Origin of the sequence: Cobetia sp. 14N.309.X.WAT.E.A4 (assembly GCF_030397495.1) — a bacterium.
GTDB classification, from domain to species: Bacteria; Pseudomonadota; Gammaproteobacteria; order Pseudomonadales; family Halomonadaceae; genus Cobetia; species Cobetia marina.
This window is the reverse complement of sequence record NZ_JAPNXT010000014.1, coordinates 68984-93375: the sequence shown is the minus strand read 5'-3', so window position 1 is coordinate 93375 and position 24392 is coordinate 68984. Positions and strand designations below refer to the sequence as shown.

Below are 24392 nucleotides of genomic sequence, written 5' to 3'. Positions count from 1 at the left end.
TCGAACCATCCGCCATGAAGTCTGCCGGCCTGATGTATTACGCGGTCGGCCGTGGCGACACCCTGGCGCTGACGCGCGACTGACCCAGGCGGCGGCCTGCGACACGTGATGTGGCAAGCCGTCGTCGCGGCATCCCGACTCAGTCTTTGACTCAGCCCTCTGGCTCAGTTCTCTGACTCAGCCTCTCGGCAAGGCGGTCGCGTCCGTGACCTCTGCAAGGACACCGCCTTGCCCCCCCACTCGTTCGAACCGCTCCGTGCCTGGCACGGGGCGGCAGCAGACAAGGAGCTTTCCATGTGTGGCATCGTTGCCGGCCTGGCTCAGCGTGACATCAGCAAGATTCTCATCGAGGGGCTGCATCGCCTCGAATACCGGGGTTACGACTCCGCTGGCGTGGCCGTGATCGACCCCGCCGGTGAACTGCGCCGTGCGCGTGCCGTCGGCAAGGTCCGCGCGCTGGAGGACGAGCTGCGTGAAGCGCCGCTGTCCGGTGCCATCGGCGTCGCCCATACCCGCTGGGCCACCCACGGGCGTCCGGCCCAGCACAACGCGCACCCGCACCTCTCGAGCGAGCGCGTGGCCGTGGTGCACAACGGCATCATTGAGAACCACGAGGCGCTGCGCCGTGAGCTGGAGCAGGAGGGCTATGACTTCACTTCCGAGACGGACACCGAGGTGGTCGCGCATCTGGTCGACCGCGAACTGCGCGCTGGCCGTGCGCTGCCGGAGGCGGTCAATGTGGTCACCGCGCGTCTGGATGGCGCCTTCGCGCTGGCGGTGATGGAACAGCAGAATCCCGAGCTGCTGGTCGGCGCCCGTCAGGGCAGCCCGCTGGTCGTGGGTGTGGGAATCGAGGAGCACTTCATCGCTTCTGACCCGCTGGCACTGCTGCCGGTCACCGACCGCTTCATCTATCTGGATGAGGGCGACATGGTGGCCATCAGCCCGAGTGGCATCCAGGTGCTGGAACGCGGCGCCGAGCAGGATGAGCTCACGCCGGTGACCCGCGAAGTGGTGCGCTATGAGCACAGCGTCGAAGCGGCGGGCAAGGGTGAGTATCGCCACTTCATGATGAAGGAGATCATGGAGCAGCCCACCGTGCTGTCGCGTACCCTGGCCGAGCGTCTCGACCCGCAGGGCGTGCGCCTGGAGGCCTTCGAGGTCTCGCGCCATTCCTTCCTGGCCGCGGATGACGGCGCCGAGAAGGGCAGGGAAGTCGTCGATGTCGAGCGACTGACGCAGCTGCTGGCCGATGTGCGTCAGGTGCAGATCATCGCCTGCGGGACCAGCTATCACGCCGGCATGGTGGCGCGTTACTGGCTGGAAGAGGTCGCCGGCATTCCGGCGCAGGTCGAGGTGGCCTCGGAGTTTCGTTACCGCGAGCGTGTCGCGGCTCCGGGCACGCTGTTCATCACCCTGTCGCAGTCCGGCGAGACCGCCGACACGTTGGCGGCCCTGCGGGATATCCAGAAGCTCAACCGCGAGGGGCCGCAGGCAGGGCATTACCTGGCGAGTCTGGCCATCTGCAACGTGGCGGGAAGCTCGCTGGTTCGTGAGTCGGATCTGTCACTGCTGACCCATGCCGGGCCGGAGATCGGGGTGGCTTCCACCAAGGCCTTTACCACCCAGCTGGTGGCGCTGATGCTGACCACGCTGGCCCTGCGCCAGAGCCGTCGACAGCCGCAGGACGAGGAAGATGACCTGCTCTCGCGTCAGCTGCTGATGCGTCTCAAGGACCTGCCGCATGTCATCGAGCAATCGCTGGGGCTGAACGGGGAAATCGCCCAGTTGGCCGAGAAGTTCATGCATCGCCATCACACCCTGTTCCTCGGGCGCGGCAGCCAGTACCCGATCGCGATGGAGGGTGCGCTCAAGCTCAAGGAAATCTCCTATATCCACGCCGAAGCCTATGCGGCGGGTGAGCTCAAGCACGGCCCGCTGGCCTTGATCGATGAGGACATGCCAGTGGTGGCGGTCGCGCCGATGGATGACCTGATGGAGAAGCTGAAGTCCAACCTTCAGGAAGTCCGCGCGCGTGGCGGCCAGCTGTTCGTGTTCGCCGACCCGGAAGTCAGCCTCAAGGCCGGTGAGGGCGTGCACGTCGTCACCGTGCCGGGGGTGTGTCGCTTCCTCGCGCCGATCGTCTATGCAGTCCCGCTGCAGCTGCTGTCCTATCACGTCGCCGTGCTCAAGGGCACCGATGTCGATCAGCCGCGCAATCTCGCCAAGAGTGTCACGGTAGAGTGATCCCGCGCGGGCACTGAGTCGTGTCTCGCATGAAGACGAAAGGGACTGCCCATGGGCAGTCCCTTTTTTCGTGTGCGCGCATCATGCCGCCGGCGGTTGCCTGACGCTGCCTGCTTGATGCAGCTCAGTCCGGCAGGCCCCATGACGACAGACGGCGCCACCAGCTGCGCCGCCCGGCTGTGGTGTCCGTCTCGCAGATGTCCGTCTCGCAGGTATTCGTCTCGCAGGTGTCCGGGGGCTCGGGGGTGGGGCCCTGATGACGAATGCAGAAACGATCTCCCCCCGGCCCCGTGATCCAGCGTGAACTGCCTGAGCTGACACGCCCCGCCTTGACGTCATCGTCGAGTTTCCTGCCCGCGGCCTTGATGGCCTCCAGTGTGCCTGGCGCCAGTTCGATGAAGCCTTCCTCTCCCGGCGCTTCCTCGACCTGTGACGGTGGAATATCGCGCATCAGATCAACCCCTTGAGGATCAGATTGCCACTGGAGACCAGCAGGATGGCGTAGGCCACCTGGCGGAGGTGATGGTCACTGAGCGGGGGTGGGAAGCGGCGTGCGAGCTCCGTGAAGGCGATGACCACGAACACGCCTGCGGCACCGATCATCAGCAGTTCACTCAGGTGCTCGCCGGCGCGTCCGGGAGAGATGATCGAGAGCCCCATGCGCATGGCGCCCCCGACCAGAAAGACAGCGAACAGGGTGCAGCGGATCGCCACCAGCGTCATCGGCTGGCGGTAGAGCATTACCACCAGCGGCGGCCCGTTGGCGGCGAACAGCCCGCCCATCAGGCCCGAGAGCCCGCCGGCGGCATGGAAGTGCCAACGGGGAGACAGCGTCTCACGCGGCTTGGGTTGCATCAGCAGCGCCAGGCAGGCGATCAGGATCACGCATCCCAGCAGCATGCCGAGCAGGGGCGCGCGCTCCTCTCCCAGCCAGGTGGCCAGGTAATAGCCGACCGGCAGCAGCGGCAGGCTGGTGACCAGCAGTCGCCGCGCGAGGCGCAGGTCGATTTCCCGCCAGTGACCCCGCAGTGCCATGCAGTTGTTGAACAGGCTCAAGAGGGCGCAGAGCAGGGCGGCGCTCTCGATGGGCAGGACATCGAGAGTGGCCAGCAGGCCCATGACGATGAGCCCGAAGGCAAAGCCGGTGAGGGTCTGGATGTAGCTGGCCAGTGCCAGGCTCAACAGGATGGCAGCGAGTTGCCAGAGGGTCATGGTGACTCCGTTGGGTGGCCCCGTTCGGCGCGAGGGGAGGGTGGAGGCATTGCGCTGCCATGATAGCGCGGGCCAGCCGCAAAAGGGCGACAGTCTCGTGGCTGCCAGCCGGCGAGGGTGAGTCATGTGAGCTTTCGCGGATGAAGCGTGTCAGCAGCTCGGCCCATCCTGCTCAAACTTGCATAGGTAATTTAGTGGTCTTGAATTGCTTAGCTTACGCATGAGATGCAAGGAGTTTGCGACATGAACCCTCATGAATTCGGTTTTTGGCGACATGTCGCCTTGTTTGAATATCAGCAGCTTATTAGTCTGTGGTGAACAAAGGGGCATGAAGTGTCGCCATTTGCGGCCACATGATGTCGCTGGTGGCTTGGGCCGGGCTTTGGCAGGGCAAGCCAGCCGACAGATTCATGGGCCTCCTTGCTTGATGCCTGGCAGTGATGAACACGGCCTGAGCGTGAGCCCCTGATGGACAAGCACCGCCACATGGATATCCGGGCATGGAACGCAACGCAGCACAATCTCCTTTCTTCACCATCGTGACGCCGAATCACAATTCGGGTGACGGGCTCGAGCGCTGCATCGCCAGTCTCGCGGCCAACGACACCGCTTACGAACACATCATCATCGATGATGCCTCTTCGGATGATTCCTTTCTGCGGGTGGAGCGCAGTCACGCCGCCCGGCCACCGACCTCATTGGTACTGCGCCGCAATGCCGAGAATCTCGGGCCCGGGCCGACCCGCAACCATGGCCTGAGTCTGGCACGTGGCCGCTATGTGCTGTTCTGCGATGCGGATGACACCTTCGTGGCCGGCGCCCTGGATACGCTCAAGGCGCAGATCGTGGCCTTCGATTGCCCGCAGGTGGTGGTGTTCCGTTATTGCCTGCAGGGGCCACAGGGAGAGCGGGAGAGCACGCCACTGTGCAGCCAGCCCCTTGAGCGCACCCAGATGCAGGCCTTCACCGATTTCATGCACGACCGCATCGTCTCCGCTCCCTGGGGCAAGGCGATCCGTGCCGATCTCGCCTGCGCCCTGAGCTTTCCTGACCTTCCTGTTTCCCAGGATGGTCTCTACAACCTCGAGCTGTTCGGTCGGGCGGCACGCGTGCTCTATCTGCCCCAGGTGCTGTATCGCTTCGACAAGCGCAGCGACGGTTCTCTGACTCGCAAGCCCTTCGGCAATCGCGAGCTGGCCCGATTTCACCGCAGCTGGCAGGTGTTCGATTCCCGCTACCGCGAGCAGTTCGCGGCCGCCCACGGCCTGGCACTGCTGGAGATTCGCGCCCTGCGCTTCGTCGGTGTGAGCTTCATCATGCGCCAGGCCATCAACAAGACCCACGACGATGACCAGGTGAGGCAGGTGGTGATGTCTCAGCTGCGCCAGTCATCCTGGGCGGCATTGCGTCAGCTGTCGTTGAAGGAAAAGGCGTTGCTGATGAGCTATGCGTTCAGTCCTTCCCTGTCCCGGCAATTGATTCGGCGGAGCCAATACGCGTCATGAGCACTCGCAAGCATATCCTGTTCTACACCGGCGCCCAGTCGCGCACCGGCGGCACCGAGCGTGCCTGCGCCGATACCGCCAACATGCTGGCGGCCAGCGGTGACTATCAGGTGGAGGTGGTCAGCGAGCATGGCCCTGCCGACAGCCCCTATCCCCTGCACGAGGATATCGTGCATGAATCGCTGTATCCAAAACGTCAGCATCTGGGAGCGTTGCGCGGCGTGCTGCTGTTCCTGCGGCTTTTCTGGATGGTGCTGCGCAAGCGACCGGACGTGGTGATCGTGGTCGAGAGCATCGGTTTCCTGCCATTCTTGCTGCCCAGCTATCTGCTGCGGCGCACGCGCTATCTCTGCTGGGAACACTTCAATGCCACCTCGGATCTCGGCGTGCCACGGCGCAATGCCGCGCGGCGTCTCGCGGCCAGGCGGGCCGATCGTATCGTGGTGCTCTCCCATGAGGACCGCGAATACTGGGAGCAGTTGCTCCCCCAGTCCAGCGAGCGTCTGAGCGTCGTGCCCAACCTCAATCCGCTGGAGCACGAGATCCTCCAGCGTCAGGCGCGGCTGCAGGACGCCGCCGCCGCGCCGCCCGCAGTGGCGCCTTCTGAGACCGTCGCGCCGAAGGTGGCGGTGGCGGTGGGGCGCCTGACGCACCAGAAGGGCTTTGATCTGCTGCTGGAGGCATGGGCGGCGATTCCCGCCGAATCGCGTGATGGCTGGGTGCTGCGCATCGTCGGCGAGGGCGATGCACGCGAGGCGCTGGAGGCGCAGGCGGAGCGGCTTGGCATCACGCGCCAGCTTCAGATGCCCGGCCAGTGCAGCGACATCCGGCGCGAATACGCCGCGGCAGACCTGTTCGTGCTGTCATCACGCTTCGAAGGCTTCGGGCTGGTACTGGTCGAGGCGCTCAGCTGTGGCGTGCCCTGCATCAGCTTCGCCTGCCCGGCCGGGCCCCGCGAGATCCTCAAGCATGGCATCAATGGCTATCTGGTCGAGCAGGGCAATGTGGCAGCGTTCAGTCAGCAGTTGGGCGCCGTGCTCGGTGATGATGAAGTGCTTGCGCGCCTGCGTGCCAATGTCGATTACGGCCTGGAGCGGTTTTCGCGCCGTACCGTCGAGGTCAGTTGGCAGGCCGTGCTGGAGGGACTGGAAGCCCCGGCACTGCTGCGTGTCATCTGACCTGAGTCAGGCACCAGACATGTGACTTGCGAGCCCCCCTTTCGGGGCTCGCGTTCGCGCTATCGGATACGAATCTTCAGGTACGACAGCAGGAGGCTATCGCCGTGAGAATCATGCATGTCATCTCGACCCCCGCATCAGGAGGTGCCGAGGTCTACGTCAAGGACCTGAGTCTTGCCATGGTCGCGGCGGGGCACAGCGTTCATGTCACCTTTCTGGAAACCGCTGAGCAGTGCGGGCGAGATCTGGACTATGAAAGGCACTTCCTGGCCCAGCTGAGTCAGGCGGGCATCAGTCATTCGTTTCTGGGCGCCGACACGCGTCGCCGTCCCTGGCGGGGCGGCACGCGGCTGCGCGCGGAAGTGAATCGATTCGCCCCGGATGTGGTGCATTGCCATCTCTACTACGCGCTGATGTTCGCCTTCCTGCTGCCACGCAAGCTTGCGGTGATCATGACCGTGCACAGTATCGAGCTGGGGGCGCCCAACTGGCTGTTTCGACTGTTCGATCGTCGCGTCAGCGCCTATGTCGGCATCTGTCACGCCTGCACGCGCAAGCTTGCGCCGCTGGTCAGGCGGCCGGTGGTCCAGATCGACAATGCCGTCTCGGGGGCACGCCTCAAGCACAGTGGCTGGCAGATGACGGCGCTGGATACCCCGGTGAAGCTGGCAGCCATCGGACGTCTCACCGAAGCCAAGCAGTATCCCTTGATGCTCGAGAGCTGCCGCCGCCTCAAGGCACAGGGGTTGAATGTCACGCTCAGCATCGCCGGGGAGGGGCCGCTCAAGGCCGAGTTGGTCACGCAGATCCGTGACGCCGGGCTCGAGGATCAGGTCACCTTGCTGGGCAACATCTCGGATGTGGCGGGGCTTCTGGCCTCATCGGACATCTTCCTGATGTCGTCTGCCTGGGAAGGACTGCCGATCTCGCTGCTGGAAGCCACGCTGAGCGGGCTGCCGGTGCTGGTCACCAACGTCGGTGGCTGCGCAGAAGTCGTGCATCGGGTCGGCAACGGGCTGGTGGTGGATGAGCAGACGCCGGCGCGCTATGCCGATGCTCTCACCCGCCTGGTGGCTGACGAGGAGCTGCGACGCAGCTGTGCGCGCAACGCGCGACGCCACGGCGGCAGCTACCACATCAACACGGCGCTGGCCGGGCATCTGGAGCTCTACACCAGCCGGCTGCAAGGCGAGCTGGATGCGGCACCCGAAGTCTCGGTCTGAACGCGCAGGGCGAGGGTGGCGAATGGGAGAAGAGTGCGCATGGGGCCCTGCGGGTCTGAAGAATGGGCCTGCGGTGCGGACCTGAAAGGTGCGCCTGAAAAGTGCGCTTGAAAAGCGGGCTTGAGATGCGGGCTTGAGATGCGGGGTCTGGCGCTGGAAATGGCAGTCAGAAGAGTGGGCAATCGATGCGATGATCGGTTGCCCTTTTTCTTGTCCTGGAAAAGGGGAATGGCGCTATGCGGCCACCTGAATGAGACGTCTCATGCCAGATGATGGGGAGCGCTGGGTCATGAGGTTCATGCGGATGTCAGTCAGGTGTGGCATCAGGATGAGTGGCTCTCAGCGGTTGGCGATTCATTCATGTCATCGCTCTACTAATACTTGAGATGAGAGAAAGCAGTCTAAAGTGAAGTGCGGCAATACAATCGTCGTGAAAGAGAGTTTACGCCTTGCTGTTGTGGTCGATTAATTTATTATCAAGTCCGTAATCAGACATTGAAAATCAAGCAGATCGCCACCTCATGAAATATCGATGATGTCACGCCGATTAAGACGTGATTATTCACGATTCATCGTAGATGAGAGGGTGATTTGATGATGGTCAAGTGCCGAATCCATCACGAAATCCCTGTGACGTTCTGATCGCTGCTGTCAGTCTCGATGGCGCCAGTTCGTGGCATGGGAGAAGAGAATGGAAAGGCCGACAGGAAGTCAGGCAGGTACGAACTGGTCGCAAGTTGCTGTATTTCATTGTGTCTCACTACTCCAGAATACGTGAATGTCATCTTCTCCTGATGCCGGATGCAGAGGGTTCGCCCTTGCTCATCCGGTGATGCAATGCGGAGATTGACGTTTCACGATTCACCCAGGCCTTCTCGTGATGCGTTGTTGATACTCGGGAAAGTGTCGAGAGATCTCTGAAATACCGGCGAAAATGAGTCCTCATTTTCGTTCTGATGCCCTCCTGTAATGGCTGATCACGCTATCAGTCATCCTTCAATGACGATACTGATGATGTCGAGTATGAGAGTCATGAGTCATCGATGAAGATGCCGTGATTATCTTTCATGTCGTCATGATGAGTTGTGCTGATTCTTCAGGCCGTGTCATGGATCAGGATGGTCTGATGCCGTTGGATGATTTTCATGATCCGGTACATGTCGGGATTGGGTCGATCCTGACAGGTCACCGTTCGTTCAACGGCGCGCTGGCGGAGGCAGGGAATGATTCGCGCCTGTCTCGCAAGGGAACGTCACAGAATTTCCACGTGCTGCAGGGGAGAAAGCCGATTCCTCGGGGCGGTAGCGTGTCCGGATACACGATGAATGCGCCGATCAGGATGTGATCGAGCAAAGCGCAGGGCTTACAGGGGATGACAGAGGTTATGAAGAGATCGACCAGATCGATGCTGCGGGGAGTTTCCCTGGCGATAATGCTGGCCGCCTTGGGAGGCTGTGCCTTCGCCCCTGGCGGCCATATGGACTATGAGGTCGAGACGGCGCCGCTGTCGGACCATGTCACGGTCAGCCCGATCACGCCGGCCTTGATCAGCAGCTATCGCGCACTCCCGGCTCAGACAGCCCCGGCCGATGACGCGCTGGTGGATGACATCAAGCGCTACGTCTACCGCGTGGGTGGCGGTGACATCCTGGCCATCAACCTGAGCACGCCGCTGGATCTGGCCCAGGAGACGGGCGTTCAGCGCCAGACGGTGGAAGCGCTGACCTACATCGTGCAGCCGGATGGCACGCTGTATTACCCCTACGTCGGGCGCATCAACGTCAAGGACATGACCGTGGATGAGGTGCGCGCCTCGCTGGTGCGTGGCCTGTCACGCTTCATCACCGACCCGCAGGTCAACGTCTCCGTCGCCCAGTTCCGCTCGCAGCGCGTCTATCTGAGCGGCGCGGTCCGTGAGCCGGGCTTCGTGCCGGTCACCGATGTGCCCCTGACCCTGATCGATGCCATCAGTGCCAGTGGTGGCGTCACCGAACTCGCCAATACCCACGACATCACCCTGACCCGCGACGGCCACCAGGAGCACCTGAGCCTCTATCAGCTGCTGCAGCAGGGCAACATGCGTGAGAACCGCCTGCTGCACGATGGCGACGTCATCAATATCCCGGTGGCGACCGACCAGAACGTCTTCGTGCTGGGGCAGGTCCTCAAGCCCGGCAACATGCCGGTGGGCAACGAGCGTCTGAGTCTGACCGATGCCCTGTCACGCGCCGGTGGCGTGGATGAGGACCGTGCCGACCCCTCCGGTGTCTTCGTGGTCCGGGAGAACGGCCCGGACGCTGACAAGCTCGCCACCGTCTATGTGCTCGATATCTCCGATGCCACCTCGCTGATGCTGGGGGCACGCTTCCCGCTGCAGCCCAGGGATGTGGTCTATGTCACCGCGGCGCCGGTCAGCCGTTGGAACCGCGTGCTGAGTCAGTTGCTGCCGTCGGTCACCAGTACCGGGGCCTTCGTCTCGGTCATCGACGACATCGAGGGAGATTGAGGTCCATGAATCAGTTCACTTCTCCCATGCCGCCATCTTCCGGTGACGCTGGCCGGGACGCGACGCTTCGCCTGGACTTCAGCACTCTGCTGGCACTGCTCTGGCATCGTCGCTGGTGGTTGATCGCCAGCACCGTGCTGTTGACGCTGATCGGCATCTATGTGGTCGGCAGCCAGCAGCGCATCTATCTGGCTGACTCGCTGATCCAGATCGAGGACAAGGGCGGCAGCGCCAGCCTGCTGGGCACGCTGACGGGTCAGTCCGGAGGCCCCGAGGAGGGCAGTACCAGTGACGAGCTGGAGATCCTGGCCTCGCGGCTGGTGCTCGGGCAGGCCGTGGCGCGTGAGCGTCTCAACATCGTCGTCACACCGGTGCGCTACCCCGTCATCGGCGACTGGCTGTCCCATCGCGGAATGCGTCTGCCGGAGAGTCTCGGCGGCAATGAATATGCCTGGGGGGATGACGTCCTGAAGGTCACCACGCTGGAGCTTGGCGGCCAGTGGCAGGGACAGACGCTGACCCTGGAAGTGGTCGATGAGCAGCACTATCGCCTGCTGGACGCCGAGGGCAACCTGCTGATGCATGGCACGGTGGGCGAGAATGCACTGTCCGGTGACATCAAGGTCTTCGTCCAGCGCATGGAGGCCAGCCCCGGGGCGCGCTTCGCGCTGACCAGCATCTCGGACCTCAGTGCCATCAACTCCATCAAGTCGCGTTTCACCGCCGAGCGCAACGGCAGCGATACCGGCGTGGTGACCCTGAGTCTGTCCGGCAGCGACCAGCAGGCCATCGTCAGCACCCTGGACACCATCACCGACGTCTTCCTGCAGCAGAACATCGAGCGCGAATCCGCCGAGGCCGACAATCAGCTGGGCTTTTTGGGTGACCAGATCCCGACGCTGCGCGGCCAGCTCGATGAGGCGGAATCCGCCCTCAACGACTATCGCCGCCGCCGCGATTCCGTGGACCTGACCGCCGAGAGCCAGCAGGTGATGGAGAACCTGGTGGGGCTGGACAACCAGCTGACCGAGATCAAGCTGCGACTGGCGGAGCTGTCGCGTGCCTACACCCATGAGCACCCGGCCTATCGGGCACTGGTGGCGCGTCGTGACTCCCTCAATCAGGAAAAGGCGCGGGTCCAGAAGCAGGCGGAACAGCTGCCGGCGGCACAGCGCGAAGCGCTCAATCTGAACCGCAACGTCAATGTCAGCCAGGAAATCTACGTCGCGCTGCTCAACAAGCGCGAAGAAGTGCGCCTCAAGAAGGCCGGTACGGTCGGCAACGTGCGGATTCTGGATCCCGCCGTCCTGCAGCCTGGCCCCATCTCGCCGAGAACCTCGCTGATGATGGTGGTCTTCGCGATGGCCGGTTTCCTGCTGGGCGTGCTGGGCATCCTGCTGCGGCATTCCATGCGCAAGGGCATCGACAGCGCCGAACAGATCGAGTCCCTGGACCTGCCGGTCTACGCCACCATCCCGCTCTCGCCGCTGCAGCAGGGCATGATGCGTCGCGTGCGCCTCAAGGGCGAGAAGTCCGGGCGCGAGATCTATCAGGGCGTGCTGGCGACCTCGCAGCCTTCCGACATCAGCATCGAGGCGCTGCGCAGCCTGCGCACCAGCCTGCACTTCGCGCTGCTGGACAATCAGCGCAAGTCGGTGATGTTCACCGGCCCGAGTCCGGGCATCGGCAAGAGCTTCGTGAGCCTCAACCTGGCCGCGGTGAGCGCCGAGGCCGGCCAGCGCGTGCTGCTGATCGATGCCGACATGCGGCGCGGACATCTTCACCACGCCTTCCAGCGCACCTCCGAGCAGGGCGGCCTCTCGGATGTCCTCAGCGGCGCAAATCCTCTGGAAGAGGTCATCTATCACACGCGCATCGACAACCTGGACTTCCTGGGCCGTGGGGTGGCGCCACCGAATCCGTCCGAGCTCCTGATGCAGGAAAACTTTGCCCAGTTGCTGGAGCAGCTGGGAGAGCGCTATGACCTGATCATCATCGATACCCCGCCGGTACTCGCCGTCACCGAGGCGCTGATCATCGGGCGCCATGTCGGTGCGAGCCTGATGGTGGCGCGCTTCGGCATGAACCAGGTGCGTGAGCTGGAACATGCTCGCAAGAAGCTCGAGAACAACGGCATCCACGTCAAGGGCGCGATCTTGAATGCCATCGAGCAGCAGGCCGGGGATAAGCAGCACTACGGGTATTACAACTACAGCTATACCTGAAGCCGTGTTGCGGCACGGCTCTCATGACGCTTGAATCACGGAGGAGATGGCACGATGAGCGGTTTACCCTTATCGATGGAGCACCAGCGTCGTTACTCGCATCATTACGAGCGCTTGATCGCCAGCAAACGCCTGCAGCTGGTCTTCGGCATGCTGGTGGTGGTGATCGCGCCGGCACTCTACCAGGCGGGGCTCAACGAGCTGGTACCCGGTGACCACGGCTGGTGGCTGACCAGCGATGCCCAATGGCACGCCATGATCGGCACGGGGGTGGCCTATACGCTGTCCATCACCGCCGTCAATCGTCTGTCGCGCCTGCCGGGGACCCGCTCCTACCTCTACGTGGTACCCACCATCGTCATCTGCTATCTGATGCTGATGCTGGCGCTGGGGGTCTTCGATCTCGACTACTCGCGTCATCAGGTCGGCCTGTCCTTCCTGCTCGCCGTGAGCCTGTGCACGGCCTACTACTACATCGACACCCATGTCCGGCGCATGCGCTTTGCCGTGGTGCCGTTCGGCAAGGCGCCGGCGCTGTGTCAGCGTCGCGAGGTCGAGTGGCTGACGCTCAAGGGGCCGGACCTCGTGGGCATGCGGCGCATCGATGGCGTGGTGGCAGACCTGCGTGCCGAGATGCCCCGTGAGTGGGAGAGCTTCCTCGCTGACTGCACCATCCACCGCATTCCCGTCTATCACGCCACCCAGGCCCACGAGATGATCACCGGCCGCGTGCTGCTCGATCACCTCTATGCCAATGAATTCGGCTCGCTGATGCCGCGTGAGGATTACGAGGTCATCAAGCGCTGGATGGACTTCAGCGTGGCGCTGGTGCTGCTGCCGCTGCTGGCACCGGTGATGCTGCTGACCGCGCTGGCCATCCGACTGGACAGCCCGGGCCCCGTGGTCTTCCGTCAGCCACGCATGGGCTTTCATTGCCGTCCCTTCACCGTCTACAAGTTTCGCAGCATGTATGACGGCATGAAGGGGGCCGGCTTCACCCAGGAAGGCAGTGACCCGCGCATCACCCGGGTCGGGCGCTTCATCCGCAAGTGCCGTCTCGATGAACTCCCGCAGCTGTTCAACGTGCTCAAGGGTGACATGAGCCTGATCGGGCCGCGTCCGGAATCGATGAATCTGGCGGACTGGTATCGCAAGGATGTGCCGTTCTTCCATTACCGCCATGTGGTACGCCCGGGCATCACCGGCTGGGCGCAGGTCGAGCAGGGCTATGCCGCGGAAGTCGAGGGCATGATCCGCAAGCTTGAATACGACTTCTTCTACATCAAGCACTTTTCCTTCTGGCTGGATCTGCTGGTGGTGATTCGCACCATCCGGATCGTGATCAGCGGGAACGGGTCGCGCTAGCCGACCCTCCTTCCTCCGGTTACCCCTGGCACTCGCGACCTGACAGGGGCCCATGAGCTACCACCCATTGTCTGATGCACGAAAGGAGTCGAGATCATGATCACGGTGACGCGCCCCTATTTTCCCGAGCGGAAGAATTTCGATCGTTATGTGGATGCCATCTTCCAGAGCCGCTGGTTGACCAATCATGGCCCGCTGGAGCAGGAGCTGACCCGGCGCCTGGAGACCTATCTGGGCGTCAAGCATCTGCTGCTGGTCAGCAATGGCACCCTGGCACTGCAGGTGGCCTATCGCGCGCTGGGGATCAACAACGTGGTCGGGCAGCGCGAACCCGCCGAGGTCATCACGACTCCCTTCACCTTCATCGCCACGGCCAGCAGCCTGAAGTGGGAAGGGATGCAGCCGGTCTTCGCGGACATCGATCCTGCCACCCTGTGCCTGGACCCCGCACAGGTCGAGGCAGCCATCACGCCGCGTACCCGCGCCATCGTGCCGGTGCACGTGTTCGGCAACGCCTGTGACGTGGAAGCCATCGATGCGCTGGGGGAAGAGCACGACCTCAAGGTCATCTATGACGGCGCCCATGCCTTCGGCGCGACCTACCGTGGCAACAGCCTGCTGTCGTACGGGGATGCCAGCACCCTGAGCTTCCATGCCACCAAGCTGTTCCACAGCATCGAGGGCGGCGCGATCATCTTCAAGCGCAAGGAAGACCTGGAGCGTGCCCGCAAGATGATCAACTTCGGCATCACCGGCCCCGAGTGCATCGAGGAGCTGGGCATCAATGCCAAGATGAACGAGTTCCAGGCCGCCATGGGGCTGTGCGTGCTCGACGAGATCGAGGGCAACCTCGAGAGCCGCGCGCTGGTCTGGCATGCCTATGCCCAGGCGTTTCAGGGCAACGTGCAGCTTCAGGCACGTCAGCCGGGCGTCAGCCTCAACTACGCCTATTTCCCGATCATTCTGGAAAGCGAAAGTGTCCTGCTGGAGGTGATGCAGCGTCTGGAGCGGGAAGGCTACCAGCCGCGGCGCTATTTCTGCCCGTCGCTGGAGTCACTGGCATTTCTGGGGCGACCGGCGGCAGACCTGCAGGACGCGGACTTCCAGCAGCCCGAGATCGTGCATTCCAGAGACATCGCCAGCCGTATCCTGTGTCTGCCGTTGTTCTCGGGACTTCAGGTCAGCGAGATTCTCGCCGCGGTGCGCGTCATCGTCGATCGGCATCAGAAGGCAGCCTGAACGATGAACATCGCGATCATGCAACCCTATCTGTTGCCGCATCTGGGCTACTTCCAGCTGATGCACGCCTGTGACGAATTCCTCATCTATGACGACGTCGCCTACATCCCGCGTGGCTACATCAACCGCAACAGCGTGCTGCTGGGCGGCAAGGCCCATCGCTTCACGCTGTCGGTGCCGGATGCCTCACCCAATCGGCGCATCAGCGAGCTGTCGTTCGCGCCGACCCCCCAGTCACTGTTGACCACTCTGCACCATGCCTATGCCAAGGCGCCGCATTACGCAGAGGTCATGCCGCTGCTGCAGACGATTCTCATGCATGAGGATCGCCGCATCGGGGCACTGTGCCAGTTCAGCTTCGAGACGATCTGCCGCTATCTGGGGCTCGAGTGTCGCTTCGCGCTGACCAGCGAGATGGATTACGAGCGCAGCCAGTCGGCGCAGGACCGTCTCATTGAACTTTCCCGCCAGCGCGGCGGGCGCGGCTACGTCAACAGTATCGGCGGGCGCAAGCTCTACCGGGGGGAGGCCTTCGAGCAGGCAGGGCTGCGTCTGTCCTTTCTCTCCAGCCATCCGCGTGATTACCGCCAGGCAGCGCCCGGCGCGCGTGAGGGCGAGTTCGTCGGCAGTCTCTCGATCATCGATGTGCTGATGTGGTGCTCACCCGCTGACGTCGTCTCGCGGCTGGCGGAGTACACCCTGCTGTCGGGAGATGCACCCTGGGGGCCCGCCGCTGAGGGCATGGATCAGCTCTGGCAGCCGTCGCTTGCAGAGCCTGCTTCGCGCCCGCGCGCCTCTTCACGAGAAGCAGCCGGAGGCGTCGCCGCGTGTCACTGACCCACAAGACGACCATCGGCATCCTGTGGAATTTCATGGATCAGCTGTTGCGCCGTGGCATGGCCAGCATCGTCACCTTGCTGCTGGCCCGTCTGCTGCTGCCGGAAGACTTCGGGCTGCTGGCCATGGTGCTGGTCTTTCTGACCATCGCCTCGGCCATGATGGATTCGGGCCTGCAGCAGGCCATCCTGCGTCTGCCGACTCTCGGCCCGCGTGATGCCAGCACCGCCTTCTTCAGCAACATCGGCTTCGGGGTGGTGGCCTATGTGCTGCTGTATCTCAGCGCTCCGTTGATTGCCGATTTCTACGCTGAACCACGGCTTGTCGTGCTGGTGCGTATCGGCGGGCTGGTGGTGTTGATCAACGCCTTCGAGGTGATCCAGGGCGCGATGCTCAACCGGGCACTGGATTTTCGCACCCGCATGAAGGCCGGCATCCCCGGCAGCGTGATCTCGGGCAGCGTCGCGGTGTTGCTGGGCTGGCTGGGCTTCGGGGTCTGGGCGCTGGTGGGCCAGATGCTGACGGCGGCCTTCGTGACCACGGCACTGATGTGGTGGTGGGGCAGCTGGCGTCCGCACCTGACCTTCGACATGGACGCCTTCAAGGCCATGTTCAGCTTCGGCTACAAGATGTTCCTGTCGCGCATGCTGGACGTGGTGTTCGTCAATCTCTACGTGCTGGTGATCGCCAAGCTGTTCGCGGCCTCGGTGGCGGGGCTGTTCTTCTTTGCCGATCGCCTCAAGGAGCTGGTGCTCAATCAACTGGTCGCCGCGATCCAGAACGTGACCTTCCCGGCCCTGGCCAGCATCCAGCATGACCCGGTGCGGCTGAAGGATGCCTATCGACGCATTCTGCAGCTGATGGTCTATCTGCTGTTCCCCGGGGTGCTGCTGATGGCGGCGCTGGCCCGTCCGCTGTTCGAGGCACTGTTCCCCGACCGCTGGCTGGACGCCGTGCCCTATCTGCAGTTGATGTGCATCGCCGCCGTCATGTATCCGCTCAGTTCGCTCAACCTCAATGTGCTCAAGGTCAAGGGGCGCTCGGACCTGTTCCTGGGGCTTGAGGTGATCAAGAAGCTGCTGATCTGCGTGGTGCTGGCGCTCACCTGGCAACACGGCGTGATCGCGATCCTGATCGGTCAGATCGTGGTGGCAGTGCTGTCCTACATCCCCAATGCGTGGTTCTCGCGAACGCTGATCGATTACAGCATCCGCGAGCAGTGCGTCGACTTCCTGCCGAGCCTGATGCTGTCATCGGTCATCGCGCTTTGCTGCTGGCTGGCGGTGGAGCATCTGGCGGCATCGCCAGACTGGTCTCCGTGGGCGGCGCTGCTGGGACTGGGATGTCTCTCCGGCGCAAGTTACCTGTTGCTCTCTTGCCTGCTGCGCTTTCCGGCCTGGCAGTCGGGTGTTGGTCTGATACGAGATCGTCTTTCACAACGGAAAGTGGAGAATCTTCATGCTAGCTGAATTGAGCTATTCCCAGGCGCAGGGTACCCCGGTCACGGGGGGCACCCTCGAGGAAGGGCCGATTCCGGTTCCCCCGGCACCGGCGGATGAAGCCACCATCATGGCGGACTGGGAGGGGAATCTCTCCACGCCGCGTGTCTCGGTGATGTGCTTCGCCTTCAATCACGGCGACTACATCGCGATGGCTCTGGATGGTTTTCTGATGCAGCGCACGCGGTTTCCCTTCGAGATCGTGGTGCATGATGATGCCTCCACCGACGGCACGCGCGAGATCATCGAGGAGTATGCCGCGCGTTACCCCTCCATCATCCGGCCGATCCTGCAGGACGTGAACCAGTACTCGCAGCACGTGTGGCCCATCACCTTCTGCATGCCGGTGATGCGCGGCGACATCATCGCCTACTGCGAAGGGGATGATTACTGGGTCAAGGCCGACAAGCTGGCGCGTCAGGTGGCGCTGTTCGATGCCAACCCGCGTGCCACCGTGTGCTTCCACCCGGCCATCGAGTATGACGAGCATCGCGATGAGCATTCGATCATCTGCCGCTATGCCGACAGCGTCGCGCGTCTCTCCCCCGAGGCCATCATCGGGCTGCGGGGCGGCTCCATTCCGTCACCGGCGCTGACCTTCCGCCGCGTGGAGTCGCATGTGGACGCCATGCTGGAATCCTACCGTGGTGCGCCGATCATGGACTTCTTCCTGCAGGCCTACATGGCGCTGCTGGGTGAGACGCTCTATTACGAGGATGCCGCCTGCGTCTATCGTCGCAACGCCAAGGGCTCCTGGACCTCCCAGCAGCAGGATCATGAGGTCGAGCAGCGCTACCAGCGCGACATGCTGGCCGCCATCGACACCTTCTATGGCGCCACGCGCACGCTGCCGGAAGCCGACACCCTGTATATCCCGCTCTATCACTATTTCAAGCAGTACGTGATGGCGCCCGGCACCACCCAGCAGCGCCTCGCCAACTTCCGCCGCGGGCTGGGCTATCTGCACCACATGCAGCGCAACAAGGTGCTGTCGCTGGTCCGCCGCGACATGTTCGCCAAGCTGACGCGTCGCAAGGCTGCCACGCCCGGGCAGGCGAAGGACACGGAGGCAGCGGCATGAACTATCGCAGCTACGGCGATCTGGGCCGTGACATCGCCAGTCAGATGTCACGCCTGCAGGCAGGGGACTTCGACCTGATCGTCGGCATTCCGCGCAGTGGCATGGTGCCGGCCTACATGATCAGCGCGATGCTCAATCGCGCCTGTACCGATCTCGATACCTTCCTGGCGGATGGCGTGCCCGGCAAGGGCATCACGCGCAAGTTGCGCGAGTCCACCGCCGGCGAGGTGTCCGAGGAAGGCACACGTTCCGCCTGGGCCTATCGTTGCGTGCTGCTGGTGGATGACAGCCTCAACAGCGGTGCCTCGCTCAAGGCCTCCCTGGCGCGCATCCCGGCGGATTGCCCCTGCGAGATCATGACCTGCGTGATCTACGCCAACCCCGGGGTCACCAATGAAGTGGATCTGGCGCTCGTCGAGCTCGAACACCCGCGCGCCTTCCAGTGGAACCTCTTCCACCATCCGGCACTGGAGGATGCCTGCGTGGATATCGATGGCGTGCTGTGTCTCGATCCTTCTCCCGAAGACAACGATGACGGCCCGCGCTATCGCAGATTCCTGCTCGAGGCGACCCCGCTGCATCTGCCCACCTACCGGGTGCACTCGCTGGTCACCAACCGTCTCGAGAAGTACCGCCCCGAGACGGAGGCCTGGCTTGCGCGCCATGGCGTGACCTATGAGCGACTGATCATGCTGGATCTGCCGAGCAAGGAAGCGCGACTGAAACTGGGCTGTCATGCCAGCCACAAGGCCGGCTATTACCGCGAGTCGGGCTGTCGGCTGTTCATCGAGAGTGAAGTGGGGCAGGCCAGCAGCATCGCGCAGATGACCGGCAAGCCGGTCTACTGCGTGGATGCCCAGCAGATGGTCAACCCCGAATGGCTGGCCATGCTGAAGTTGCAGCGTGGCAAGTGGATGACACGCCAATGCAAGCGTGGCATCCGCCGGGTGATGAAGCTGCTGCCGGCTTCCTGGGAGCGTCAGGCACGGGGCGTCTTCCAGCGAGTGGCATGAACCTCGCGCGGACACCCCCTCGGGGGTGTCCATCCACTGCAAAGGAATCGTTATGAAAACGCACAGGATGGCGCTATTCGTCTCGGCCGGCTCCGATCATGGCGAGACTCGTCAGATGCTGGCGCTGGCCGCGGGTCTGACCCGCCTGGGACACGAGGTGGATGTGGTACTGCCGCATGCCGAGGAAGACGTCGTCACGTCGCTGGCGCATGGCGTGCGTCTGGTGGAGCTTGGCAGGCAGGGGCCGTTGGCCCTGTCATTGGCGCTGACGCGCTACCTGGCGCGCCACAAGCCCTGTGTGCTGATGTCCAGCGGTCTGGAAGCCAACCTGACGGCGCTCAAGGCGGCGCGCCTCAATCGGCGGCGCGTGCCGGTGGTCATCCACCACGTCGCGGCGCTGGCGCAGGAGCTGGCAGCGGCGGGGAATCGTCGCGACGCGTCAAGACGTGCGATGGCGCTCAAGTATCCGCAGGCGGCATTGGTGATCGGGGCCAGCGAAGCGATCACTCAGGCACTGGCCAGCGAGGCAGGCATCCCGCAGGCGAATACCGCGCAACTGGATCTCGCGCCACAGCGCATCGGTGGCGCGGCGCACGCCGGGGAATCGTCTGCGGAGCTGGAAGAAGGGCCCTTGATGCGGTGTCTGTGGCTCTTGATGCAGGCGGCAGGCATGAACACGCAAGAGCTGGAAGACAGCCCGTCAGTCGCGTCCGCGACTCCCGCACGCGTGCAGGGACGGGACACGCAGACCGTGCCGGTCACCGCGTTTGCGGGTGACAGGGCATCGGCGACGTATCGCGTCACGGCCAATGCCGGCCTGTCTGCTACACACACCGACGTCAGGGACTGAGCCGTTTCATGGAAGCCATACTGCTCGACCTGCCCAATCTGCTCGTCTGTCTGGTACTGGTGATGGTGGGCTTCGTGCGCGGGTGGGTGACCCGCAACGTCGCGATCATCCTGAGTCTGAGCAGCCTGGTGCCTTACTTGCTCAACAATGTGCTGTTCTCGCCGGAATACATGCCGGACCAGTTCCGTTACTGGGAGCAGGTACTGGCCATGCGCAGCATGGACTGGGACTCGATGGATCACTCGCTGACCGTCTCGTTCTCCTCGAGCCTGCTGGCCCTGCTGCCATTGCCGCTGGTGGAGACGATTTCCAGTCTGGGATTCTTCAACAAGTTTCTCTACATCGGCGGGCTGATGGTCATGCTGCGCCGCGGGATCATCTCGCATGCGGTGCTGCTGTTCCTGCTCTGCTACCCGAGTCTGGTGCTCTACAGCTCGCTGAGTCTGCGCGACACCCTGGTGACGGGCTTCATGCTGGCCAGCTTCCTGCTGGCCATCGAACGGCGACCGGGCTGGGCACTGCTGATGCTGATGCCGCTGTGGCTGATCAAGTTCCAGAACATGCTGATCATGCTGGTGTTCCTCGGCGTCTACGTGGTCTACGACGTCAGCCGCCGTGGCCTTTCCACCAAGCGCTTCTGCTGGTTGCTGGTCGGTCTGGTCGCCAGCGTACTGATCATCTATCCGCTGGCGGTGGACCAGATCAACTTCTTCCGCGCGGCCATGTACATCGAGGATGGCGGCAAGAAGGAGGATGTCGAGATCATCCAGGGCTTCGGCGACTTCGTGGTCACGGGCATCCAGGGGGCGCTGTACTTCCTGATCAAACCGCTGCCCTGGGAGGCGGCCAACCCGCTGCAGCTGATCCAGGCCGGCGAGAATCTGCTGGTGGTGGTCTTCCTCGTCTGGCTGACCCTGCAATGCTGGCAGGTCCAGCGCGAGAAGACGCTCTTCTGGCTGCTGTACCTGATCGGCGCCTTCACCATCTATGGACTGGTGGTCTTCAACTACGGGACGGCAGTGCGCTACCGCTTCCCGTTCCTGGTCATCTACGTGGTCTGCATGGCCTACGACACCGGGCTGATTCGCCGCTGGCAGCAGGAACGCCGCCCGGCCTTGCTCGACTGACGCCTCGCGCTGATCGCCTGCCCGCACACTTCCCGCCGCTCCTGTGGCTGGCAGATCACCGGGCAGGCGATCCGTGCCCCTCGCTTGTTCCTCTGCATCACATGCCAAGGATAGCCACATGCCGACATCAGATTCCCGGCCCGCCACGGTGGTGCTGGTCTCCAACTCGTCCTTCTTCCTCTACAACTTCCATCGCGGTGTCATCGAGGGCCTGCGCGACACGGGCTATCGCGTGGTGTGTCTCGCTCCCACCGATGCACACAGTGCGCGCCTGGTCGATGAGCTCAAGGTCGAGCATCGGCCGCTGGGGATGGAAGGCAAGGGCACGTCACTCGTGGGTGAGGGCAAGAGCCTGATGGCGCTGTTGATGACGCTGCTCAAGCTCAGGCCACGCTATGTCCTCAACTTCACCATCAAGGCCAATATCTACTCGGGGCTTGCCTGTCGCCTGCTCAACATCCCCTACACCAACAACGTCTCGGGACTGGGCACCGCCTTCCTCCACGACAGCTGGCTGTTCCGCCGGGTACGGGCGCTGTACGGCATCGCCAATCGCGGCGCACGCTGCGTGTTCTTCGAGAACCGGGATGACCAGGCGCTGTTCCTGCGCATGGGGCTGCAGAAGTCGACACCTTCCGTGGTGCTGCCCGGTGCGGGGATCGACCCTGAACGCTTCGCCTTCACCGAACAGCCCCAGAGCCCGCCGCTGACCTTCGTGATGGTCGCGCGGCTCATCGCCGACAAGGGCGTGCGGGAATACGTGGCAGCGGCGGAACGCCTGCATGAGCGCTATCCCCAGGCACGCTTCTGGCTGATCGGGCCATCGGGCATCAGCAACCGCACCGCGATCAGTGACGAGGAAATCGCCCAGTGGCGTGCGCGGGGCGTGCTGCATTATCTGGGGGAACAGCGTGATGTCAGGCCGTTCCTGGCCGAGTCCAACATCCTGGTGCTGCCGTCCTACCGAGAAGGCATGCCGCGTACGGTACTCGAAGCGGCCTCGATGGGACGTCCCGCCATCGTCAGCGACGTGCCCGGCTGTCGCAGCTCGGTGCTGCCGGGGGCCACTGGCTGGCTGTGCGAGGCCGGCAGCATCGACTCTCTCGAGCAGCACATGCAGGCCTGCCTGGAAATGCCCCGCGAGGCCCTGGAGGCGGCGGGGCTGGCCTCACGGGAGCGTATCGAGCGCGAGTTCGATCAGGCCATCGTGGTACGGGCCTATCTCGGGTGCATGCAGCACACCCTGGCGCCGGAAATCGGACGGGGACGCGGCGCGATGTCACCGGCCTGAGCGGCGAAAGCATGACGGATTTGCTGCTATGCAGTGCGGCGAATATCGGAAACGGCGTGCGCGCGAGAGGCGCATAATGGACAGACCACGTTACCTGTCAGGCCGTCATCCTTCTGGTGCCTGCGCCGCCGTTACCTTCACGTCGTCATCGCCTTGTCGTTACCACGCCCACACGGCGCGAGCCCGCGGTGTCAGTCTGCCGAGTAGAGGGCAGCGCATGATGGCGATTGCGCCATTTGACTGTCCTGCCAGTTGCCATGCACGTAATGGAAGCATCTCGGGGTCGTGCCCGGGATATCTGAGAATACATGGAGTAGAGAGTCATCATGCGTGGATATCGTTTCTGCACCCAATGTGGCGGTGCCAGCGTGCACCGTATCAAGCGCCACTGGTGGCAGCGGCTGATCGGGCTGCCGCCTCGCTATCATTGCGAGGACTGTGGCGTGATTGACCAGGTCTCCGACAGGGAGCATCACCCAGCTCTGCATGATGCGAAGCCGGGCGGTAGAGCCTCCTCCTGAGCGACGCATGATGTCTGGTGACACCGCGATCGTGGGCAGAGCTCGCGATTGTCAGGCGAGACAGCGCGATGGCCATGCGTGATCGACCCTCGCCAGAGCACCCGGATATGGCTTCTCGCCAGAGCCCCTCGAACTGGCTTACGAGCTAGCCTTTCGAAATGGCTCACTCGATATCGTCCACTCGAAATAGCCCTTCAAAATAGACCCCGCCATCGACACTCGTCGGTGGCGGGTTTTTTCTGCGCCGGAGATTGTCATGTCTGGTGCACCGCGCCCCTGGCTGCGCCTGCCGGACACGGCTCTCCTGCGTGAATTTCCCTGCACGGAGCGCATGAGAAATGAAGATCCTGTTCATCGTCGGCAATCTTTCCAGTGACGGCGGTACGGAACGCGTGACCTGCGAGATCGCCAGTGGACTGGCACGCGCGGGACATGATGTCACCATCGCCAGCCTGTTCGGTCCCGCGACCACCTCCTTTCATCTCGATGACGCTGTCATGACCAGTGAGCTCAAGCTCAAGGAAGCGCGCGGTGGCGTGCGCCGCTTCATGGGCATCAGTTCGGGTCTGCTTGCCAAGGTGCGCCGCCATCAGGCGGGTGCCGTGATTCTGGTGGACTCCATCCTGTTCGCCTTCTGTGCGTCATGGGCACCTTTCGTGCGTTCGCGACTGGTGTGCTGGGAGCACTTCAATCTCGGCACGCATCATGGCTCGCACCTGCGCACGGTGGGGCGCTCGACCGCGGTGCGTCTGGCGGATGCCATCGTGGTGCTGACCGAGCGGGACGCCACGGCGTGGCGTGCACGCTATGGCTTCACCGACAAGGTGCAGGCGATCTGGAATCCGGTGCCGCGCATCCCCCAGGAGAATGCGCCGACTCAGGCATCGCGCACCGTGCTGGCCGTCGGCCGCCTCACCGAGCAGAAGGGGTTTGATGTCCTGCTGGAGGCCTGGGCCAGGGTCGCCCGTCAACATCCGGACTGGCGACTGCGCATCGTCGGCTGGGGAGAGGATGAGAACGCCCTCAAGGCCCAGGCCTGGACGCTGGGACTGAGCGAGAGCGTGGTCTTCGTCGGTCGCACCTCCCGGGTGGAAGAGGAGTATCAGCGGGCGGCGCTGTTCGCGATGAGTTCGCGCTGGGAGGGATTGCCGATGACGTTGCTGGAGGCGCAGTCCTTCGGTCTTCCCGTGGTCTCCACCAACTGCGAGACCGGCCCGGCGGAGATCCTTCAGGGCGGCAGTGGCGTGCTGGTGGATGTGGAAGATGCTGCGGCACTGGCGCGTGAGCTCTGCCTGCTGATCGAGGACGCGCCGCGGCGCCAGCAGATGTCCCTGCTGGCGCGCGAGAACGCGGCACGCTTCGATGCCGACGTCCTGTGTGACGAGTGGCAGCAGCTGCTGGCGCGCATGCTGCCCGGGCAGCGGGTGCTGGACAAGGCATCCTGAGGCTCGGCCTCGAATGCCTCGCGCAATA

At 63.3% G+C, this 24392-nt stretch carries 19 protein-coding genes; 17 read left to right on the top strand and 2 right to left on the bottom strand.

From position 1 onward, the window contains the following. The first annotated feature begins 294 nt into the window (after positions 1 to 294). Entirely contained in the window at positions 295 to 2247 is a 1953-nt protein-coding gene (glmS, locus tag OW493_RS15850) for a glutamine--fructose-6-phosphate transaminase (isomerizing) (protein WP_279856119.1), read from the top strand. Positions 2248 to 2371: 124 nt separating this feature from the next. Here glmS and OW493_RS15845 read toward each other — a convergent pair whose 3' ends face one another. Then, positions 2372 to 2698 (bottom strand): hypothetical protein, encoded by a 327-nt coding sequence (locus OW493_RS15845; protein WP_289864870.1) that lies wholly within the window; start codon positions 2696 to 2698, stop codon positions 2372 to 2374. Then, the gene (locus OW493_RS15840; protein ID WP_167592983.1) at positions 2698 to 3459 is read right to left on the bottom strand and encodes a sulfite exporter TauE/SafE family protein; all 762 of its coding nucleotides are present in this window, start codon (positions 3457 to 3459) and stop codon (positions 2698 to 2700) included. The genes OW493_RS15845 and OW493_RS15840 overlap by 1 nt, the downstream gene beginning before the upstream one ends. A 500-nt stretch (positions 3460 to 3959) precedes the next feature. Here OW493_RS15840 and OW493_RS15835 point away from each other — a divergent pair, with 500 nt between their 5' ends. From OW493_RS15835 to OW493_RS15760, 16 genes are all read left to right on the top strand, one after another. Further along, on the top strand, positions 3960 to 4964 hold the full coding sequence (locus tag OW493_RS15835; RefSeq protein ID WP_077374088.1) for a glycosyltransferase family 2 protein: 1005 nt from the start codon (positions 3960 to 3962) through the stop codon (positions 4962 to 4964). Beyond that, positions 4961 to 6142, top strand: a complete 1182-nt coding sequence (locus OW493_RS15830; RefSeq protein WP_289864869.1) for a glycosyltransferase family 4 protein — start codon at positions 4961 to 4963, stop codon at positions 6140 to 6142. The genes OW493_RS15835 and OW493_RS15830 overlap by 4 nt, the downstream gene beginning before the upstream one ends. 113 nt (positions 6143 to 6255) lie before the next feature. After that, the gene (locus tag OW493_RS15825) at positions 6256 to 7365 is read left to right on the top strand and encodes a glycosyltransferase family 4 protein (RefSeq protein WP_077374081.1); all 1110 of its coding nucleotides are present in this window, start codon (positions 6256 to 6258) and stop codon (positions 7363 to 7365) included. Between the two features lie 1054 nt (positions 7366 to 8419). After that, positions 8420 to 8710, top strand: coding sequence for a hypothetical protein (locus tag OW493_RS15820; RefSeq protein WP_139345440.1), 291 nt, complete (start codon positions 8420 to 8422; stop codon positions 8708 to 8710). Between the two features lie 27 nt (positions 8711 to 8737). Then, positions 8738 to 9871: a polysaccharide export protein gene (locus tag OW493_RS15815; RefSeq protein WP_354670167.1), complete on the top strand. Its 1134-nt coding sequence runs from the start codon at positions 8738 to 8740 to the stop codon at positions 9869 to 9871. 5 nt (positions 9872 to 9876) lie between these two features. Beyond that, a complete protein-coding gene (locus OW493_RS15810; RefSeq protein WP_289864867.1) occupies positions 9877 to 12096 on the top strand; it encodes a polysaccharide biosynthesis tyrosine autokinase in 2220 nt (739 codons plus the stop codon). A gap of 54 nt (positions 12097 to 12150) precedes the next feature. Beyond that, positions 12151 to 13461, top strand: coding sequence for an exopolysaccharide biosynthesis polyprenyl glycosylphosphotransferase (locus OW493_RS15805; protein WP_240499685.1), 1311 nt, complete (start codon positions 12151 to 12153; stop codon positions 13459 to 13461). 96 nt (positions 13462 to 13557) lie between these two features. Continuing rightward, positions 13558 to 14700, top strand: coding sequence for a DegT/DnrJ/EryC1/StrS family aminotransferase (locus OW493_RS15800; protein ID WP_077374068.1), 1143 nt, complete (start codon positions 13558 to 13560; stop codon positions 14698 to 14700). Between the two features lie 3 nt (positions 14701 to 14703). Next, positions 14704 to 15537, top strand: coding sequence for a WbqC family protein (locus OW493_RS15795; RefSeq protein WP_084208243.1), 834 nt, complete (start codon positions 14704 to 14706; stop codon positions 15535 to 15537). Then, entirely contained in the window at positions 15528 to 17006 is a 1479-nt protein-coding gene (locus tag OW493_RS15790) for a lipopolysaccharide biosynthesis protein (protein WP_176494392.1), read from the top strand. Before OW493_RS15795 ends, OW493_RS15790 begins: the two co-directional genes overlap by 10 nt. Next, a complete protein-coding gene (locus tag OW493_RS15785; RefSeq protein WP_289864866.1) occupies positions 16996 to 18117 on the top strand; it encodes a glycosyltransferase in 1122 nt (373 codons plus the stop codon). Before OW493_RS15790 ends, OW493_RS15785 begins: the two co-directional genes overlap by 11 nt. Continuing rightward, on the top strand, positions 18114 to 19130 hold the full coding sequence (locus tag OW493_RS15780; protein ID WP_289864865.1) for a phosphoribosyltransferase family protein: 1017 nt from the start codon (positions 18114 to 18116) through the stop codon (positions 19128 to 19130). Before OW493_RS15785 ends, OW493_RS15780 begins: the two co-directional genes overlap by 4 nt. A gap of 52 nt (positions 19131 to 19182) precedes the next feature. Further along, the gene (locus OW493_RS15775) at positions 19183 to 19980 is read left to right on the top strand and encodes a glycosyltransferase family 4 protein (protein ID WP_289864864.1); all 798 of its coding nucleotides are present in this window, start codon (positions 19183 to 19185) and stop codon (positions 19978 to 19980) included. 8 nt (positions 19981 to 19988) lie between these two features. Further along, the gene (locus OW493_RS15770) at positions 19989 to 21107 is read left to right on the top strand and encodes a hypothetical protein (protein ID WP_077374048.1); all 1119 of its coding nucleotides are present in this window, start codon (positions 19989 to 19991) and stop codon (positions 21105 to 21107) included. Positions 21108 to 21225: 118 nt separating this feature from the next. Then, entirely contained in the window at positions 21226 to 22398 is a 1173-nt protein-coding gene (locus OW493_RS15765) for a glycosyltransferase family 4 protein (RefSeq protein WP_084208247.1), read from the top strand. Positions 22399 to 23257: 859 nt separating this feature from the next. Next, positions 23258 to 24364, top strand: a complete 1107-nt coding sequence (locus tag OW493_RS15760) for a glycosyltransferase family 4 protein (RefSeq protein WP_289864863.1) — start codon at positions 23258 to 23260, stop codon at positions 24362 to 24364. The last annotated feature ends 28 nt before the right edge of the window (positions 24365 to 24392 follow it).

What these genes read in the sequence shown, in the direction of transcription:
- glmS (WP_279856119.1), top strand. Translation starts at nt 295, where the DNA reads ATGTGTGGCATCGTTGCCGGCCTGGCTCAGCGTGACATCAGCAAGATT.
- OW493_RS15845 (WP_289864870.1), bottom strand. Translation starts at nt 2,698, where the DNA reads ATGCGCGATATTCCACCGTCACAGGTCGAGGAAGCGCCGGGAGAGGAA.
- OW493_RS15840 (WP_167592983.1), bottom strand. Translation starts at nt 3,459, where the DNA reads ATGACCCTCTGGCAACTCGCTGCCATCCTGTTGAGCCTGGCACTGGCC.
- OW493_RS15835 (WP_077374088.1), top strand. Translation starts at nt 3,960, where the DNA reads ATGGAACGCAACGCAGCACAATCTCCTTTCTTCACCATCGTGACGCCG.
- OW493_RS15830 (WP_289864869.1), top strand. Translation starts at nt 4,961, where the DNA reads ATGAGCACTCGCAAGCATATCCTGTTCTACACCGGCGCCCAGTCGCGC.
- OW493_RS15825 (WP_077374081.1), top strand. Translation starts at nt 6,256, where the DNA reads ATGCATGTCATCTCGACCCCCGCATCAGGAGGTGCCGAGGTCTACGTC.
- OW493_RS15815 (WP_354670167.1), top strand. Translation starts at nt 8,738, where the DNA reads ATGACAGAGGTTATGAAGAGATCGACCAGATCGATGCTGCGGGGAGTT.
- OW493_RS15810 (WP_289864867.1), top strand. Translation starts at nt 9,877, where the DNA reads ATGAATCAGTTCACTTCTCCCATGCCGCCATCTTCCGGTGACGCTGGC.
- OW493_RS15805 (WP_240499685.1), top strand. Translation starts at nt 12,151, where the DNA reads ATGAGCGGTTTACCCTTATCGATGGAGCACCAGCGTCGTTACTCGCAT.
- OW493_RS15800 (WP_077374068.1), top strand. Translation starts at nt 13,558, where the DNA reads ATGATCACGGTGACGCGCCCCTATTTTCCCGAGCGGAAGAATTTCGAT.
- OW493_RS15795 (WP_084208243.1), top strand. Translation starts at nt 14,704, where the DNA reads ATGAACATCGCGATCATGCAACCCTATCTGTTGCCGCATCTGGGCTAC.
- OW493_RS15785 (WP_289864866.1), top strand. Translation starts at nt 16,996, where the DNA reads ATGCTAGCTGAATTGAGCTATTCCCAGGCGCAGGGTACCCCGGTCACG.
- OW493_RS15780 (WP_289864865.1), top strand. Translation starts at nt 18,114, where the DNA reads ATGAACTATCGCAGCTACGGCGATCTGGGCCGTGACATCGCCAGTCAG.
- OW493_RS15775 (WP_289864864.1), top strand. Translation starts at nt 19,183, where the DNA reads ATGAAAACGCACAGGATGGCGCTATTCGTCTCGGCCGGCTCCGATCAT.
- OW493_RS15770 (WP_077374048.1), top strand. Translation starts at nt 19,989, where the DNA reads ATGGAAGCCATACTGCTCGACCTGCCCAATCTGCTCGTCTGTCTGGTA.
- OW493_RS15765 (WP_084208247.1), top strand. Translation starts at nt 21,226, where the DNA reads ATGCCGACATCAGATTCCCGGCCCGCCACGGTGGTGCTGGTCTCCAAC.
- OW493_RS15760 (WP_289864863.1), top strand. Translation starts at nt 23,258, where the DNA reads ATGAAGATCCTGTTCATCGTCGGCAATCTTTCCAGTGACGGCGGTACG.